Origin of the sequence: Endozoicomonas sp. YOMI1 (genome assembly GCF_024606345.1) — a bacterium.
Lineage (GTDB): Bacteria > Pseudomonadota > Gammaproteobacteria > Pseudomonadales > Endozoicomonadaceae > Endozoicomonas.
Genome location: NZ_JAHHPM010000269.1, coordinates 1 through 16,106 on the forward strand (window position 1 = coordinate 1; position 16,106 = coordinate 16,106).

14 protein-coding genes and 1 tRNA gene are annotated in these 16,106 nt (G+C 46.7%); 4 read left to right on the plus strand and 11 right to left on the minus strand.

Annotated elements, in window-relative coordinates; all coding sequences use genetic code 11:
- Positions 1 to 88: 88 nt before the first annotated feature.
- From KDK15_RS09395 to KDK15_RS09405, 3 genes are all read right to left on the minus strand, one after another.
- Positions 89 to 409, minus strand: coding sequence for a (2Fe-2S)-binding protein (locus KDK15_RS09395; protein WP_257295097.1), 321 nt, complete (start codon positions 407 to 409; stop codon positions 89 to 91).
- Positions 410 to 514: 105 nt separating this feature from the next.
- Positions 515 to 1,138 (minus strand): 1-acyl-sn-glycerol-3-phosphate acyltransferase, encoded by a 624-nt coding sequence (locus KDK15_RS09400; protein ID WP_257295098.1) that lies wholly within the window; start codon positions 1,136 to 1,138, stop codon positions 515 to 517.
- Between the two features lie 120 nt (positions 1,139 to 1,258).
- Positions 1,259 to 1,864, minus strand: coding sequence for an HD family hydrolase (locus tag KDK15_RS09405; RefSeq protein WP_257295099.1), 606 nt, complete (start codon positions 1,862 to 1,864; stop codon positions 1,259 to 1,261).
- A gap of 173 nt (positions 1,865 to 2,037) precedes the next feature.
- Here KDK15_RS09405 and KDK15_RS09410 point away from each other — a divergent pair, with 173 nt between their 5' ends.
- Complete coding sequence (locus KDK15_RS09410) at positions 2,038 to 2,733, plus strand: hypothetical protein (protein WP_257295100.1); 696 nt, start codon at positions 2,038 to 2,040, stop codon at positions 2,731 to 2,733.
- Between the two features lie 44 nt (positions 2,734 to 2,777).
- Here KDK15_RS09410 and KDK15_RS09415 read toward each other — a convergent pair whose 3' ends face one another.
- The 4 genes from KDK15_RS09415 to KDK15_RS09430 all read right to left on the minus strand — a co-directional run bounded on the left by KDK15_RS09415 (position 2,778) and on the right by KDK15_RS09430 (position 8,136).
- Positions 2,778 to 3,809, minus strand: a complete 1,032-nt coding sequence (locus tag KDK15_RS09415) for a DUF2333 family protein (protein ID WP_257295101.1) — start codon at positions 3,807 to 3,809, stop codon at positions 2,778 to 2,780.
- 305 nt (positions 3,810 to 4,114) lie between these two features.
- On the minus strand, positions 4,115 to 5,140 hold the full coding sequence (locus KDK15_RS09420; protein WP_257295102.1) for an ankyrin repeat domain-containing protein: 1,026 nt from the start codon (positions 5,138 to 5,140) through the stop codon (positions 4,115 to 4,117).
- Positions 5,141 to 5,469: 329 nt separating this feature from the next.
- On the minus strand, positions 5,470 to 7,434 hold the full coding sequence (locus KDK15_RS09425) for an EAL domain-containing protein (RefSeq protein ID WP_257295103.1): 1,965 nt from the start codon (positions 7,432 to 7,434) through the stop codon (positions 5,470 to 5,472).
- 30 nt (positions 7,435 to 7,464) lie between these two features.
- On the minus strand, positions 7,465 to 8,136 hold the full coding sequence (locus KDK15_RS09430) for a transglutaminase-like cysteine peptidase (RefSeq protein ID WP_257295104.1): 672 nt from the start codon (positions 8,134 to 8,136) through the stop codon (positions 7,465 to 7,467).
- A gap of 135 nt (positions 8,137 to 8,271) precedes the next feature.
- On the opposite strand from KDK15_RS09430, the gene KDK15_RS09435 reads away from it, so the two are divergent.
- Positions 8,272 to 8,348 (plus strand) — tRNA-Ile (locus KDK15_RS09435).
- Positions 8,349 to 9,027: 679 nt separating this feature from the next.
- Here KDK15_RS09435 and KDK15_RS09440 read toward each other — a convergent pair.
- On the minus strand, positions 9,028 to 10,608 hold the full coding sequence (locus tag KDK15_RS09440) for a DUF3427 domain-containing protein (RefSeq protein ID WP_257295105.1): 1,581 nt from the start codon (positions 10,606 to 10,608) through the stop codon (positions 9,028 to 9,030).
- Between the two features lie 399 nt (positions 10,609 to 11,007).
- Here KDK15_RS09440 and KDK15_RS09445 point away from each other — a divergent pair, with 399 nt between their 5' ends.
- Positions 11,008 to 12,201 (plus strand): protein kinase, encoded by a 1,194-nt coding sequence (locus tag KDK15_RS09445; protein WP_257295106.1) that lies wholly within the window; start codon positions 11,008 to 11,010, stop codon positions 12,199 to 12,201.
- A 354-nt stretch (positions 12,202 to 12,555) separates the two neighbouring features.
- Positions 12,556 to 12,846 carry an HPr family phosphocarrier protein gene (locus KDK15_RS09450; protein WP_257295107.1) on the plus strand — a complete coding sequence of 97 codons (291 nt, stop codon included), beginning with the start codon at positions 12,556 to 12,558 and terminating at the stop codon, positions 12,844 to 12,846.
- 13 nt (positions 12,847 to 12,859) lie between these two features.
- Here the strand turns inward: KDK15_RS09450 and KDK15_RS09455 are convergent, their stop codons facing one another.
- The 3 genes from KDK15_RS09455 to KDK15_RS09465 all read right to left on the minus strand — a co-directional run bounded on the left by KDK15_RS09455 (position 12,860) and on the right by KDK15_RS09465 (position 16,003).
- The gene (locus tag KDK15_RS09455; RefSeq protein WP_257295108.1) at positions 12,860 to 13,741 is read right to left on the minus strand and encodes a hypothetical protein; all 882 of its coding nucleotides are present in this window, start codon (positions 13,739 to 13,741) and stop codon (positions 12,860 to 12,862) included.
- A 408-nt stretch (positions 13,742 to 14,149) separates the two neighbouring features.
- Positions 14,150 to 15,142 carry a dihydroorotate dehydrogenase-like protein gene (locus tag KDK15_RS09460; protein ID WP_257295109.1) on the minus strand — a complete coding sequence of 331 codons (993 nt, stop codon included), beginning with the start codon at positions 15,140 to 15,142 and terminating at the stop codon, positions 14,150 to 14,152.
- A 477-nt stretch (positions 15,143 to 15,619) separates the two neighbouring features.
- Positions 15,620 to 16,003 (minus strand): PEP/pyruvate-binding domain-containing protein, encoded by a 384-nt coding sequence (locus tag KDK15_RS09465; protein ID WP_257295110.1) that lies wholly within the window; start codon positions 16,001 to 16,003, stop codon positions 15,620 to 15,622.
- Positions 16,004 to 16,106: the final 103 nt, after the last annotated feature.

Genomic DNA, 16,106 nt, shown 5'->3' on the forward strand with positions numbered 1-16,106 from the left:
GGGCAGCGGGTGGCGGGAAGCGGGCAGCGCTTACTGAAATGTCGAAGTTATTAAATGAAAGTTCCTAAGGGCCTATGGGTGTGGATATTTAATATTGAGATTCAGGCAAATGAACCACCAGGCCTTCCATGTCATCAGTAACGACAATCTGGCAGCTCAGTCTGCTGGTTTCTCTGGGCTCACGGACAACATCCAGCATTTCTTGCTCCATGCCTTCGGCAGGTCCAACAATCTCAGCCCAGTTTTCATCAATATAACAGTGGCAGGTACCGCAGGAGCAAGCGCCACTGCACTCTGCAAGAATGCCATCGATCATGTTATCAACGGCACCCTGCATCAAAGTGCTACCTGAGTCGATTTCGGCTTCATACTGGTTGCCGTCGTGAGTAACAAACTGAATCAGAGGCATGGGAGTCCTTTACTGTCTTTTTATTGTTGCTTCACTCTATCGGAACCACCATGGAAAGAAAAGTAACTCCCGCAGCTACCGCCTTTTTGACAGATCGCCCGGACATTATTTGTTGTATATATTGGGCGTTTCAAATGGCCCATCACACCCAAGTTCAGGATGCTTGCCCGGATGAGAAAGAAAAAACTCATGCATTCTTGCAAAGTCAGAGGGAATATCTCCGGACATGGACATGGGAGAGCCCATGATGACCTTTCGCTGCTGAAAGTCGAAGGCAATGGGTACAACCGGAACATTGGCACCATTAGCTATATGATAAAAGCCGGTTTTCCACTTTTGCACTTTTGAGCGGGTGCCCTCAGGTGCAATAACCAGCACGAAATGTTCACTGTTTTTGATCTCTGCGATGGCCTGATCAACCCGGTTGATGGATTTATCACGCTCAATGGGAATACCGCCCAGCCGACGCATCAAAAAAACCAGGGGCCAGAAAAACAGCGAGTGCTTGGCAAAAAACCGGACTCGTATCCGGGTTATCAGCTTAACAGCAACACCGATGAGAAAATCCCAGTTTGATGTGTGATGAGCGACGATGATCACGTATTTATTGAGGTGTTCAGGCAGGTTTCCTTCAATTTTCCATCCGCCAAGTAACCACAGGACAAAGTGTCCCAGGCCTGTCTTGAACCGGTTTTTGGGATGGTAGTTGCTAGTGAAAGACGATTGCATAGTTAACTTGCTAAAGCAGGAAAGCGCGGCAGTATGTCACTTTTGTTGCACTGCGTCAGTCTGTAAATACCTTTTTAACAGGCGGGTGTTTCCTTACAGAGGGCTCCTAGCCCGGTAAGATCAACTATCCTGAAGCCAGCCATTACGAACAGAGTGATCAATCTGTTCAAGGACATAACGCCATAGTCTGGGGGCCAGGTGCTCCAGATACTGGTTTCGTCTCAAAACCTGACTGCGGGTAACCTGGTACTTTGCCCAGCTCCCCCCCTCACTATCCATATTCTGAATCACGGGTAACAGGCAGTCCATGGCTTTGGCGAAGCGGGCATCCGGGCTGTGTAACTGCTCAAACTCAAGCCAGAGCGCCCTGAACTCATCAGCCTGCTCCTGTGGCAGTAGCCCAAACAGACGCTCTGCAGCCTGCATTTCTTTAGTTGCCTGGCCAGCCAGTTCTGTAGTCCCGGCAAACGCAAATGTATCTCCTGCATCAATTTCCACGATATCATGAAGCAGTAACATCTTGATCACCCGGCCAATATCAACCGGCTCTTCAGCATACTCTTTCAGAGTCATCGCCTGCACCGTAATGTGCCAGCTGTGTTCAGCACTGTTCTCCTGTCGGCTGTTATCAGACTTTACCATGGTTTTTCGATAAACCGCCTTGAGTTTATCCAGCTCCTTGATAAAAACCAGTTGCTGTTCAAGCCTTGAGGAAATAACAGACATAAATTTTGAACCATATTGCCAATATTGCATCTAAGAACATAAATCCTAACAGAACACTAAGCCAGCAACTAACCATCGTTTTTTAAAATCAATCAGTTAAAAAAGAAGCTGGTTACTGAGTAGAACCTGCAGAATACCGAAAACATGATCGAATTCACCACTTGGTATGCCCGATGAACCCATCTATTGCGGTAGCAAACAGTACTCACTTTGCTCAAAGCCTCCTTCCAGAGAACGTATATCACAGCGATGAACAATCTGAAGACTGCTTGAGTACCACCACTGAAGCTTGCTCTGAAAGTAACGCGCCTTCAGGGAACAGTGATGGGCTATCCGTTAGAAGGTGTGAGGTTATTGAAAAAACAGAAACATTCATGTCCAGGGTAAAACGTCATGGCAAACGCTTGCTGTCAAAAGTTCCCGGGGCTCTGTGCATTCCACTGAAAGTGTGTACTACTTTATTGCATGCGGGCCTTTTTGCCGGTTATTACGTCACAGTAATGACCATTACCGGTATTGGAGCGCTTACCGGGGCGATGACGGGTGTAGCTGCAACAATAACAGCACGATCCTGTCCGGCAGAAAAATCATTAAAAGAATATACCGTCAGTTATACACAAAAGATATTTAAATGGCTGACTCTGCCTTATGAGAAATTGCCAGAAAAGTTTAGGGGCTCAATATTTCCGGCGATAGCAAGTGTCGCTCTTTTTGTGGTTGAAACGTTGGCTGTTCCGAGAAAACAAATCTCCATTCGCGTGTATGAAAACGTTTGCCGCGCTACTTATCAAGCGACCAAACCCTATAAGCCTGTCACTGATATGACCGTAAAGCTGTTTAATACCACAAAGCGATGGATTCAGAATTGAAGCAAAAGCAGGGGGCTTTCATTGCCCCCCATATAAAAATATGACTATCCTTGTTCCAGTAAACGCCGCAGATCAATAATCGCGGCATTCGCACGGGAAACATAATTAGCCATTACCAGAGAGTGGTTAGCCAGCAAGCCAAAGCCGGAACCATTCAGTATCATCGGGCTCCAAACCGTATCCTGGGTAGCCTCCAGCTCACGGATAATCTGTCGGACACTGACCGTGGCATTTTTCTTATCCAGAACGTCAGCAAAGTCCACTTCGACAGCCCTGAGAAGATGTATCAAAGCCCAGGAAGTGCCTCGGGCTTCATAGAAAACATCATCAATTTGTGACCAGGGTGTTTTTACATCAATCAAAACAGCACTGTCAGTGGATTGAGTAGCTGCGCCCGCAAGGTCAGTATTCAAACGCGGTTTACCAACACTGGCACTCAAACGCTGGGAAAGGCTGCCCAGACGCGTCTCCACATCCCCCAACCAGCGAGTCAGATTATCTGCCCGGGCATAAAATTGAGCCGGGTCATTGGGATCTGACAAACGGGTCATATAGCTGTTCAGCTTATTAATGCCCCTTTGATATTCCCGTTCACTGGAAGGCAGAATCCAGCTTCTGGCATCAAAATTAAACTGAGGCTCAGCCACCGCAAGGTCCGAATCTTCCCTTGACTGTGACTGGGAGCGGCTGAAGTCCTTGCGAAGTGCCCGGGCCATATCACGCACCTGAATCAGAACACCAACTTCCCAATTGGGCATATTATCCATCAATACGCCTGGTGGCATGATGTCATTGCGCAGGAAACCACCCGGCTTATTCAGAAGCGTACCCGCCAGGGTATAAAGCGTTGCTGTTGTGGTATAGCCAGTGACGACATTCTGAGCATTATCAGCAGCCAGCTTTTCGGCATTGGCCTTTACTGAAAACAGGTCTGGCTCCTGACTCCAGTACCAGCCAACAAGAGACAGAAATAGAATCAGAAGGCCAGTACCGATGAGCAGGGCTTTACCATAGATAAGACCCGACATATTCTGCATACCCGAATGAAAAGCCGATTTAATCTTTTCCAGCGCCATAATTTCTCCGTTCGTCACCGCTCAGACTTTTATTCTGAATATGGCGTTCCAATATGGATGCGCTTACCTGGGAGGCTGTCAGACTTAAGACTGTCCGACAGGCTCCGAGCGGCCATTATCCTCTAATAATTGTGGTTGTGCGAGTTTCTGTTAGAGCCTGTCAAGCAACTATCTTTTAATTTTTGAACCACAAAGCACACAAATAGTCATCTTAGAAACGGTTTCGTTACTGCTGTTTTTGCGGTAATTTTTAGCTGACTGACCGTTGTCTTGCTGTTTTCCCGGACATGAGCACCTGTGGTGCTCTACTGGAGCGTTGCACCGTAGGCAATCAGAGCATCAACGGCTTCCTGCTGACCTTTCTCGGTTGCATATTGGAGGGGCGTCCTCCCGCCTTTGGTTCGAGCGTTGATGTCCGCACCTCTGGCAATCAGATCACCAATGGCTTCCTGCTGGCCTTTGGCTGCTGCGCAGTGGAGGGGCGTAAACCCGTATCTGGTTCGAGCGTTGACGTCCGCACCTCTGGCAATAAGGGCATCAATGGCTTCCTGCTGGCCTTGAGCGGCTGCAAAGTGGAGGGGCGTATATTTAGTCTCTATATCCTTGGGGCCATTAATATCAGCACCTTTGGCCTTCAATTTGTCGACGAACCCCCAATCACAAACCTCAGCGGCATACACAAGCATTGTTGAACCTAAATGATTACATGGTGCATTAACATCAAATCCAGCATTAGCAAAACTCTTGATCATTGTGATATTTATCTTTTTATTGTCGCTGGCCTTTTTTAGGGCCGTATCTCCTTCCTTGGTTCGAGCGTTGACGTCCGCAACTCTGGCAATAAGGGCATCAATGGCTTCCTGATGGCCTTGAGCGGCTGCACAGTGGAGGGGCGTCCTCCCGTCTTTGGTTCGAGCGTTGACGTCCGCACCTCTGGCAATCAGAGCGCCAATGGCTTGCTGATGGCCTTGAGCGGCTGCACAGTGGAGGGGCGTCTTCCCGTCTTTGGTTCGAGCGTTGACGTCCGCACCTCTGGCAATCAGAGCATCAATGGCTTCCTGCTGGCCTTGAGCGGCTGCATAGTGGAGGGGTGCCCCGGTATCAGCAATAATACAAACATCACGACGACACATTGGGCAATCTGATCTTTCCTTCAGCCATTTCTTAATACACGATGAATGAAAACGATGACTGCAAATACTGACAGAAATGCTCCGTGAGTCGGACATACCTTCCAAGCAAAAAGAGCAATCCTCCGCAACGTTTGCGTGTAAGGACACAGGAGAAAAATGTTGAATGAGGGTATGACGTATGCCTGATAAAATATTCATGCTCAAGAGACCTTCCTGGACGCAAAAAGTTCTATAAATTCGAAACTATTGCTCATTTCACCCAGAAGAAAAGGAACTACCTGCCGCTGATAGTTGGCTCAGGTTTTATCTCCAGCACTTTTTCCCGAATGCATCGCCTTTCAAGCCTCCCTGCGTTCGGTAGCGCAACGCACCATCGGTATCGATATGGATAGCCTAACTGCCTTATATTGATCCTGACACTGATTGCAAGGGTCTGATGGTCATGAAGAGTTCCTTAATGTCTACCATAAGTTGCTTTTATAGTGTGTCAGAGGCGGTTGTTCTCTTTTGAGTTGCCGTTGAACAATTCAGAGTAACTCGGGATGCCCCAGATAATATCCCTGACCACCAGCAACACCCAACTGTTTTAATGCTTCCCATGCTTCTTCATGTTCAACGCCCTGGGCCAGAACACTAATGTCCCGGGATTCAGCCAGCATGGACAGTGTTCTTATATACAGTTGATTTTCATAGCTGGACGTCAGCTCTCTGGCAAAACTGCCGTCCACTTTCAGGTAATGGGCATTAATCATCTGCAGGAATGTCAGTGCCTGACTGGACACACCAAAATGATCAATAGAAAACTGACAACCCGTTGCCACCAGTTTATCCACCCGTTCTGCAACCCGATCCCCCACCAGCATAAGCGTGCGCTCAGCCGTTTCCAGAATCAGGCGCCCGGCCAGATCCTGTCGCAGTTTGAGGGCATCCAGCAACCAGTAATAAAAATCATCGTCCATCAGGGAGTAAGGTGAAATATTCAGGCTGTAGGTTCGATAGTCATCCCGGTCATCCATATAATCAACCAGTGCAAAAAATACGGTGCGATCAAATTCGCCATGTAAATCACAGCGTTCAACAACGGGCATGAAAGAATCGGCAGAGACCAATTCACCGTCCAGTTTTATCCGTGCCAACACCTCCGTAAACGCTACTTCACCATCCACTCCCATAACTGGCTGGCCATACAGCTCGATAATGCCTTCTGACATCACTTCTTCCAGCGCTTTGACCCATTGAGTGTCACTCCATCCCATGTACGGATAACCAGACTCGCCACTGATATCTGTAACATCCCAACAATTTTTAACCCGGACCTCCTGTTCCAGCAGCTGCTTATCACCATGCTCCAGCAGCAGCTCCGGGGAACAGCGCCCCTGGTGGGTTACTGCAGCAATATGCAGGTTATTACTACCTTCTGGTGACGAGAAAAACTCCATGGCCACCAGGACCTTGAATAATCGTTCAGTAACCTTGCGGATTTCACCGACACTGCAGGCGGGAACACACACCATAAAGCTGGATCCATTCCGGCGGCCAGAAAAGGCTTCGGGCCAGGGCAGCATGGTTTTTCCTATCAAATAGCTGATGGTCAACAACAGGTCATCAACAAACTTCTGTCCATAACAACGGTTCAACACCTCCAGCTCTCTCACCTGAATCATGACCAAACTACCGCCCGCTTCGCCGATGTCTTCGCTTAACACGGTATTGATCCGACTCTTAAAGGCCCGTCGATTGAGCAACCCGGTCAATGGATCTTTGACCGACTTTCGACGCAGCTCTTCTGTCAGAGCCACTTGTTCAGAGAACGCATTTTCCAGCTTCTCTGCCATACGGTTCATGGCCTGAACAACCCTGCGTAAGTCCCTGGTTTTTGGTAACTCGGGTTGTATCTCAAAATGACGGTCACAGATACGGTTTGCCTGCTGTTCCATTCTTGCTAAAGGCCGCAGAACCACACCCAGAAGCATATTCAATCCGACCATGGCAACGATTAAACCGACACTGAACAGAAGCGCATCTTTACTCACCTTGGACCAGAGACTGCGGTAGGCATAACCCGGATGACTTGCCACCAGAAGCTGCCCCATTGGCACCCAGCCACGGTTGATCTCGCTGGTGACTGCCGGAGTTTTGAGGTCAATCAGTTTCACAAACCAGTCAGGTACACCTTCTAACGTTCCCGGGTGCTCACTGTTTACCAGTACTTTGCCCGACATATCGGTAAAACGAATCTGCCGGTAGTAACCACGATCAAACACCGCATCAATGATCGAATCCATTCCGGCAAAATTGCCAGCCCCGGCTGAAGCAATGGCAATACCAAGGGAGGTGGCCGTATCCTGGGAATGAGAGTTCAACTGTTCCTGAAGGTAATGACGGGCGTCATTGACTGACAGCACGAAGCTGCCAGCAAACAACAGAATCAACAGCAATGTTAAAGATAGTGCCAGTTCACGAAGTAGTGTCATGGTGGCATCCCTGTCCATTTTCAGTTCCGGGGGAAACAGAACAACCCATCAGCTGCTCCCATCATTCAGTCTTCCCTGACTGTTCGACTTCTGTAGCCGTCGGCGCAGCTCAGTCCAGGTCTTTATCTTAGTGGACTCACCTATTCGTACCCCTTCACCACGCTGTCGGGATAGCCAGAGTCCGTCACCGTTAAAGTTATAAACGGGAACCAGATCTTTGCGATGACTGGCGGGACGAATCTCTCTGATCAGGTTGTCCAGAATCAACGGCTCCTCCCCCGGGCTGGCGAAGTAGCTGAGCACCATATGGGCCTGATCAAGCTCAACCGCCTTTACATAAGTGATCCTCAGCTTCTCATCGGCAACGCCAAGCTCACGGAGGGTGAAATACTTGGCAATGGAGAAGTCCTCACAATCACCAGCGCCACTGGCAAGCAGTTCCACCGGGGTCGCCCAGAAATCCTCTTCCCCCCAGTGGTCAATATCATGCACAAATCGCATGCGGTTAAAGAAGTCATTCACTTCAACCAGCTTCTGGGCTTCTGGCAGCTTCCTGCTGTAGGTCATCAGATTCTGCCAATGGGTAAGCCGTTCAGCAGCAGCGATACCGTAAAGTTCCCGGGCACTATCCACCAAAGCTTTACCCACCACCAGGTCGCCAGCCAGCACAACGGCAAAGAACCAATGTCCCCATTTGGATGGAAGAAGGTGGGATAGCATCCAGAATATTACCAACCGATTCCTGATCTTATACAGAATCGGCAGTGATCAGCGGGGACTGTAAGGAAAAACCGGCAAAAGGCGATAACAGGGTTGGCGGCAGAGTAAATCTATGCGTATAATCCAACCGCTTCAGGGCCTATAGCTCAGTTGGTTAGAGCAGCGAACTCATAATTCGTTGGTCGAAGGTTCAAATCCTTCTGGGCCCACCATTTATCAAAGACTCCATGTCTGTACTTTCTGAAAATATTCCCTGCCTATTTTTCCGCTTGCCATTTTTACGGCCAGTTTTTACCTGAAAAAATTTCGGTTATTGAAAAGAACTAAGTTTTAATGAAGAAATTGAAAGGCAGCAAGCAGCGATAGGCCGCCACTTGCCGAATGTGGTCATTATCAAAAGAAGAAGATAAAGTAATGGTGGCTACAACCCGGACGCCCTCAGGTATCAGCCTTGAACTGCTGCTAGATATTTGTTGTACCCATCACTTAAATTCCGGTGAACAAACGTTCTTGGGAGGCTGTCCGAGAATAGACTGCACTACTGCGCTGGCAGCAAATTGGTCTAAAAATCCGCTTTTTATTTCAACTGTCAGAGTATACGTTCACACGCAGAGCGTAGGAACGAGTAGAAACTTTGTGATAAAAAGCACTATTTGACCATTAGGAAAAGCCCTATGAATCCTATTAACAGAAGACAGAAGCAGTCAGGTTTCACCCTGCCGGAAAAGGGCTGGCTATGCTGGGGCAGCTGGACAGTAACGGTGCCTACCCATTAAGCTTCAAAAGCTCGATCAAAATAAGTCCATTACTTGTCAGTTCACAGGAAATACATCGACGTGGCTGCATTAAATTCTGCACTTGTGGATAATCTCTGAACATGATATCCAGACACTACTCTCCCTCAGTTAAATCCTTCAAGATATGTGAAGGTACTGAGTTGTGTAATTTCCAGATGATATTCATTGGTTTACTTCCGACACTACTAAAATAATCCGCTTTTCCCATATACATAAATGGCAAAGTAATGCTCCTCTCTTTCACCTTCTTTCGAACAAATAGATTAATACGGTAATCTTCACTTTTGTGATTGATGAAGCGTTGACCCACAGGAGAACTTGGGGAGGTTTGATTCTGGCTCTGCCAGTGAAATGTCTCGGAGTCTTCAAAATAGTCTATGTATTGGAGACGAGTATCAATATCTTCATTTTTTCTCAGGTTAACAAACAGGTAATAGTCATGGTCTACACGTTTTACACCCTCTCGCCATGAGCCAGGTTTTCCTTTATCACCCGATAAACGCTGAACATCATACCGCCTGTAGTTTTGGTAAAGAGTAAAGCGCTCGCCAGATAATGCATCGCCGGATGGCTTTGCTGCATGAGTTGCACACTCTTCAGGGTTACCCGAAGTAACATCACAGTCAGGCATTTTGCCAAGGAAACAGACAATTTTAAGATGACAGGTACCGTCTACTACAACACTTCTGTGATAAGCGCCTGCGTGAAAATCAACCCAGCTTCCGGCATCTTTACCGTAGTTCGTTATTGGTTTGCCAGCAACCTGCATAGCTGACTCTCCCTCAGTGAGTTTCAGAATAAATGTTCTTTTTATATCCAAACCTTCCGGGTTATCTAAAGGTGCTGTATCTTGATGCCATGAATAATCAGTTGCCCCATTGCCTCCTTTTCTGAAATCCTGACGGAGTAGGTCAAGCATAAGAATATCAAGGTCAGGATGTAACTTCTTAATACCGGAGAAAATTGATAAGAACCCGGGTTTTTCCTGTAATTTTTGCAGATGTTCAGGTGTGGAAAGCCGTGCAACCGATTTAAACTGCAAATCTGGATTATGTTTTTCCTGTGTATTCGAATACTGGCAATAGCCCGTACCGATAACATTACCCTTGTTGTCTTTGATACTTTTCAAATCTTTTAAACTTTGCAGGTATTCTAATACAGCCTTTATGCTTTCATCGATTTCGATGCAGAAGTCACTCAGACTGTTTCCCTGCATGATCAGCGGGCCATGGTTAACACTATCTAACCTGCCATCCAAAAAACCATCTGCTTTATTTCTTCCGGCCGCTTCATGTTCATGCTTCGGGTGTTGGTTAGCGATGTCAAATTGAGTTGCCTGATATTCGATATTATCAGCACTTATTTTTAACACTTTCTGAGCAACCAGAGTCGTTTCCAGACTCTCAGACCCGGGCCTTTTCCGCACTTTATCAGTATTAGATGCAAGAGTATCTTCACCCATCAAAGCCAGAGGCGAGACGCTTCGGAATGCAGAGTATTCCTTAGTCGTAGTGGCATCAGAAAATTGATCCTTTTCGTTTGATATTAACAATTCTGGTTGGGGTTCAACTTTTTTTACTGCTGATTCTGGAGAACATGAATCATGGGTTGGTGATTTATGTTGCAGGTATTGTGAAGGTGCTGGAGGTGTTGTAACAGTCGAAAGAGCGTCCATTATAACTCCACATGGAAAATGTCAGTCATTCAATAATATTCAATTTTCAGGAAAACGTGGAATCACGTCGAACATTGCATTGTCCCTGATATGGACAAACCGACAAAAAAAAAGTTCCACAATCAGATTATGTTTAACGATCAGAAACGTTGTTGCTCCAGCTTTAGAGTGACTGTATACACTCATAGTTGATCATCAGGAATACATTGATGACCGTGATTCCTGATTCCGCAATATGTGGTTTAAAGTCATTTTCAAGGGAATTCCACTTCGCTATGGAATTCAGGGTGTTACCCTGGCTGACCAGCCTGTCAGGCATCTATATGAAAAAAAATGTTTAACTAATTGTAGGGAATTTTCAGGTAATAGTGAAATTTCACATTAACAGGGAATAGTGCCATGAAAATAACAAAATCCATGATAGATCATCCCCACCGTATAAAGGAACCCACTCCAGAGAAACAATGCAGTTGGCTGGGTCGAGACTTGGAAGAACTGGCTCTGACTTGCAAGAAAAAGCTCCAGCGAGTGTATGCTTATATTCGGTACAAAGATTTCCGTCGGGTGTCTGAACGTGCTATTTCGTTAACGAATCGACATGGCAAGCCTATGAAAGATCTGGGTGAGGGTTCCTTTGGCCGTGCGGAACTGTGCCGCCATGACCACCGTTTCAAGGTAGCCAAAAAGCCCCATGCAGATAGGACTAAAGTAGCTGACGTTATTCGTCGCAATGTAGCATTTGAAGGATTAGCCAGACTCTATTTCAAAAACATCATCACTCTTGGGCAAATGGTTAAGGCACAAGATGAGTTGGAGTTACTGCTGGAAGAAGTCAATTCCCCGGAAAAAGAGTGTGAAGCGGCCTTGAGATGCGCCGGTGATTATGTGATACCCCATGAATTAGTTGAAGGCGTGATCTATACGCCACTTCATGGCAAAAGTATGGATTCCTTAATCAAGGCGTTTAACAAAGCAAGAACCCAGACCGGGAAAGATCCTGCAAAAGTTAACGCCATCTCCAAAAGGGATGAAAAACTGATTACTCACTTATTCAAACAAGCTACTTTAGCGGTTGCTTCATTACACGATAAAGGTTATGTCCATCGGGATATAAAACCGAACAATTTTGTGATTGATGGCGAAGCTCGCCTGAAACTGATCGATTTTGGCTTAGCCAGAACTGCGGGCGACCCGGAGATTGATTTAACAACCAAGAATTGCAGTCCGGCAGACTTTGTGCTGCATACAGCTCTTTGCCCCCTTGCCTACAGGTCACCCGACGCCCTGATTTATCAAAACGTCAACTTAAAGGCTGAAGATGCCTGGTCTCTGGGCGTGTTGCTGACAGAGATGTTTACCGGAAAGAATTACTTCTTTCTACCAGGCCTGTCAAATGCTGCGCAGACTGTCGCATGCAAACTCATTGGACGGAATCTGGCCATTGCCAAAATGGAAAGTATGCGCGTTAACCCAAAAGCAATCCGACTGGCGAAAGCTCTCTTGCATGATGACCCAAGTCAACGGATGACGGTGGCAGAAGCACTGGAAAGCGATTTTTTGAAGGATGTTGATTTGGCAGCATTTGGAACTTAGGAACTGTCAAATGCTGCACTTATTCCGGAACAGTTCCTTAAAGGACAGTATTCCCAGTCGTTAACGACGACGGTGGAGGTGCCTCCATGCCGGGAACACTGAACACCTGCTTCACAGGCGGAGTCCTGTGGAAGCCGTTATACGTGGCTGTTACTTCTGTAGGTGGTTCACAATGATGGCAAGAGTGTCTTCTATCTTGTCAAAGCGTTCATGGGTTTTTACTACCAACATGTTCATTAAAAATGACAGGGATCATTAACATGAAAACTATTTTGTGGGAGCATTAAGTAGTTAACCCCTTTCGATACATGCATTGGGTCAAACTCACTTAAGCTGATATTTTTGCCGAAAACCATGCAGACTGCACAAATCAAAGTAACCAACGAAAACGGCTTGCATACTCGCCCTGGCACTGTATTTGTCAAAGCCTGTAACGCATTTTCCAGCACGGTCACCGTTGAGAATAAGGGACATAAGGCCAATGCCAAAAGCCTGATGAAACTGATGTCTGCAGGTATCATCAAAAACGACGTAATCACTATGACGATCGAAGGGGCCGATGAGGTAGCAGCAATGGAAATACTGAAGGTCGTTATCGAAAGCCTGATTGGCGAAGGAAAAAACATCGGTTGTCACTACCCATGAAACGCTTGGTTGATCATCTTAAACTGATCTGCTCTATCTGGTTTTGAAAATCCCTCAGTATTTCTTCAATCTGTTTGTAAAGGGCTACATGGGCCTTTTCTAAATCTTCAATTTGTCTATCAATATCCTTTAACACTTGATGATCTTTTCTGGTTACTTTTGCATATTTCTCTTCATACATTTTTGCAGAATGATAATATTCATCAGTTTTCATATCCAATAATTCCTGAACCATCTTACCCTCTTCAAGCTCAACAATAACCGCAGGAACTTCTGGCTGCTCTTCCAGATTACTCAGCTTTTTTTCCATAAGCCTGTCAGCAAAAGAGCTGAAGCTTACTCTTAATTTCTTATCCGTAGGTTCAAAAGAATCGTCGGATAAATGCGATGAAATAAGATGCCCTTCCACCATAAGCCCTGAACCATGAGGCACGCTCTTTTCATTCGCTTTCCTGAAAAAAGAAAACTCATTGCCTGCCTGGGGTAATATAATCACAAAATGATCTTGATCACAGGATCCGATGATATCAACACTATTTCTGGTAAACCTGGGTTCAGGTAACGTTTTCCTGACTGCTGGGAGCAAGTTTTTTACCTCATAGTACAGCCTTCTGGAGTGTTCAGGATCTGTCAGATTAAGGGTAAGAGTGAAGCCATAGTGCAAATCGTCGCCCTTCATTGTGAAATACACAGAGTCTCTCTTGGTACTGTTAGCTTCCAATGCACCAAATCGAATGGGTGCACTATACTCTTCACCAACAACGACATTAAAGATTTTGTTTTTTAAAAAGCAAACGCCTGGTTTATTTTCATATATTGGTGCAGCGGCTAAACACCCAATATCCAAAAGTGCAGAACTCATAACAAATATGGGAAACAGAATCTTCCAGATCATTTGCTACAACCTATTGATCATTGTGGTTTGTTCAGTATATGTTATATCCAGAATTTAGCCTGTGGATTGTCTGGTTTTTTTAATTTTTTCAAAAACGGAAAAACAAAAGACATTAAAAGTTATTAATAAAAAACACTATACAAAAAATTTTCTATTTCCTCTGTGATCTTCGTAGTTACCTGCATATCTATTTACCGGGCATTCCTGAAACTCACCACTGTTCCACCTCGTTCCCACACGGAGCGAGGCTGTCGCGAAAGCCGCACAAGCACTGGAACCACAAAGGACACAAAGAACACAAAGTCATTTTTTCAAAGACTTAGTGTTCTTTGTGTCCTCTGTGGTTCCAAAAACAGCTTTTGATCTGTCTTTCGCGACACCCTCGGAGCATGGGAACGAGGCAACAGGTCAGCGCTTCCTCGCTCCATCCACGGTACGAATGTAGTTGGCTCGTTCAAAGGCTTCCAGGTTGGCCACAGAACGCTGACTCATCAACCCGCGTATGTCATTCAGCCCGGCAAAATCCCACTGTTTCAACCACACTTCCAGGCCTTTTAACAGCACGGACACATAGTCCGCCCCATTGCGGATCAATGCAGAAGCCAGCATCACCGTATCCGCACCACCGAGCAGATATTTGATAATGTCTTCATGGTCATAGGCTCCGGATGTGGCCGCCAGAGAGGCATTGATCTTGCCGTGCAGCACGCTGATCCAACGCAGTGGAATACCGATCTCACCGGCTTTGCTGATTGGCCAGTTGGTTTCAACCTGCATGTTGTTGAGATTAAAGTCAGGCTGCAGCATCCGATTGAACATCACCAGTGCATCAACACCAATCTCATCAAACTGTTTGGCCATATTGCCAAAGGCACTGAAGAATGGATCAATTTTCAGGGCAACCGGAATGGTGACACTGTTTTTTACACTTCTTACGACGTCCAGATAGACGTCTTCAACCTGACGTCCGGTAATATCCAGTGAGGGTGGATTGTAATAAATATGCAGCTCTATACCATCAGCGTCAGCCTGCTCAATCTGTCGGGCATAATCCATCCAGCCACCTTCTGAGCAACCATTCAGGCTGGCAATGACCGGGATATCCACCGCCGCTTTGGCTTTATGAATGGTGTCCAGATATGCCTGCGAGCCACGCTCCAGGGTCAGGCCTGCAGGCAGAAAAGAGCTGGCCTTCGGCAACAGGTTATTTCTGGACAGGGCAATCCGTTCTTCCTCTTCCTGGCGAATCTGTTCTTCAAACAGGGAAGGCAGAATCACCGCAGCAATACCTGCCTTTTCCAGACGCTGGATACTTTTCAATGTAGACGTCAATGGACTCGCTGCCGCTATTAACGGATTTTTAAGGTTTAACCCCATATAGTTGGTGGTCAAATCCATCATCTTTACTCCTCAATCACCACAGAAACATCGGAAAACAGAGTCCTGTTCCTGCACCCTGGCTCCCTGTGGGAATGCATGGACTGGCCTGCAACTGTGAACCTCAGGAGCAAACTGTCAGTACGGTATGCATTCCCACGGGGGGACCACGAGGGGTTAACTCTGTGTCTCTGTGGCCAATATATTAATGAACAGCCGACGCCTTCTGACAAAGTCCATGGCAATCCGGGCCACGCAATAGCCTGCAGCGCAACATCTTTCCTGGCGGATCATTTACCTTCAACTGAGGTGCATGGATGATGGAGTGGTTGGCAGGTTACCTGCCATAAATTGAAGAGTAACCTCTGGCATTGGCCACCAGCAGGCGATCACCAAACAGCCGGGTCAACAGTTTCAGGTACTGAGGCGCAACGATGATGAGACATCAACTTGCCAGCTTATTGGCAGGGCGCTTGCCAACCCAATGTATTTTCGTGCACATCAACAGAACGACAGACGGGCTGATGTTGAACTGCTGGACACACCGAGTCGTAACCGGATCAACGGCCCCTGGCTCAGCCCTTCACTCACCAGCCTGCCAGAACTGATAAACTCCGTGGGCCTGGCTGCGGAAAATTGTTTGCCCCCGGAAAGGCGGGTAACCGGGCGAACCTGAAGGATGACCACTTCGCCCTGGCGGTTAACGGCAAACTCAACGTCCACCGGACAACTGAGCAGGTTTTCCAGCTGTTCAATATAGTGATAAAGCTGCATAACTGACGACTCTGGCAATGTTTGTGGCTGCCCGTGAGCAATGGTGCGAGTAATTCTGCAGCACTCTTGATTAAAACCACAACGAGCGCAACATTCGTTGTTATGATCCAAGGCTCAAACTGCCTTTATGCCAGTCCTAAATACAATACACCACCCTGAAAACAGGGAAATGACTGTATTATTGCGACCAAAAGACCTGCACAGACCAAGTCTA

Excerpts from the sequence above, each read along its gene's own strand:
- KDK15_RS09405 (WP_257295099.1), bottom strand. The coding sequence starts at position 1,864 with ATGTCTGTTATTTCCTCAAGGCTTGAACAGCAACTGGTTTTTATCAAG.
- KDK15_RS09445 (WP_257295106.1), top strand. The coding sequence starts at position 11,008 with ATGAAAATAACAAAATCCATGATAGATCATCCCCACCGTATAAAGGAA.
- KDK15_RS09395 (WP_257295097.1), bottom strand. The coding sequence starts at position 409 with ATGCCTCTGATTCAGTTTGTTACTCACGACGGCAACCAGTATGAAGCC.
- KDK15_RS09410 (WP_257295100.1), top strand. The coding sequence starts at position 2,038 with ATGAACCCATCTATTGCGGTAGCAAACAGTACTCACTTTGCTCAAAGC.
- KDK15_RS09425 (WP_257295103.1), bottom strand. The coding sequence starts at position 7,434 with ATGGACAGGGATGCCACCATGACACTACTTCGTGAACTGGCACTATCT.
- KDK15_RS09430 (WP_257295104.1), bottom strand. The coding sequence starts at position 8,136 with ATGCTATCCCACCTTCTTCCATCCAAATGGGGACATTGGTTCTTTGCC.
- KDK15_RS09400 (WP_257295098.1), bottom strand. The coding sequence starts at position 1,138 with ATGCAATCGTCTTTCACTAGCAACTACCATCCCAAAAACCGGTTCAAG.
- KDK15_RS09450 (WP_257295107.1), top strand. The coding sequence starts at position 12,556 with ATGCAGACTGCACAAATCAAAGTAACCAACGAAAACGGCTTGCATACT.
- KDK15_RS09415 (WP_257295101.1), bottom strand. The coding sequence starts at position 3,809 with ATGGCGCTGGAAAAGATTAAATCGGCTTTTCATTCGGGTATGCAGAAT.
- KDK15_RS09455 (WP_257295108.1), bottom strand. The coding sequence starts at position 13,741 with ATGATCTGGAAGATTCTGTTTCCCATATTTGTTATGAGTTCTGCACTT.
- KDK15_RS09440 (WP_257295105.1), bottom strand. The coding sequence starts at position 10,608 with ATGGACGCTCTTTCGACTGTTACAACACCTCCAGCACCTTCACAATAC.
- KDK15_RS09420 (WP_257295102.1), bottom strand. The coding sequence starts at position 5,140 with ATGAATATTTTATCAGGCATACGTCATACCCTCATTCAACATTTTTCT.
- KDK15_RS09460 (WP_257295109.1), bottom strand. The coding sequence starts at position 15,142 with ATGATGGATTTGACCACCAACTATATGGGGTTAAACCTTAAAAATCCG.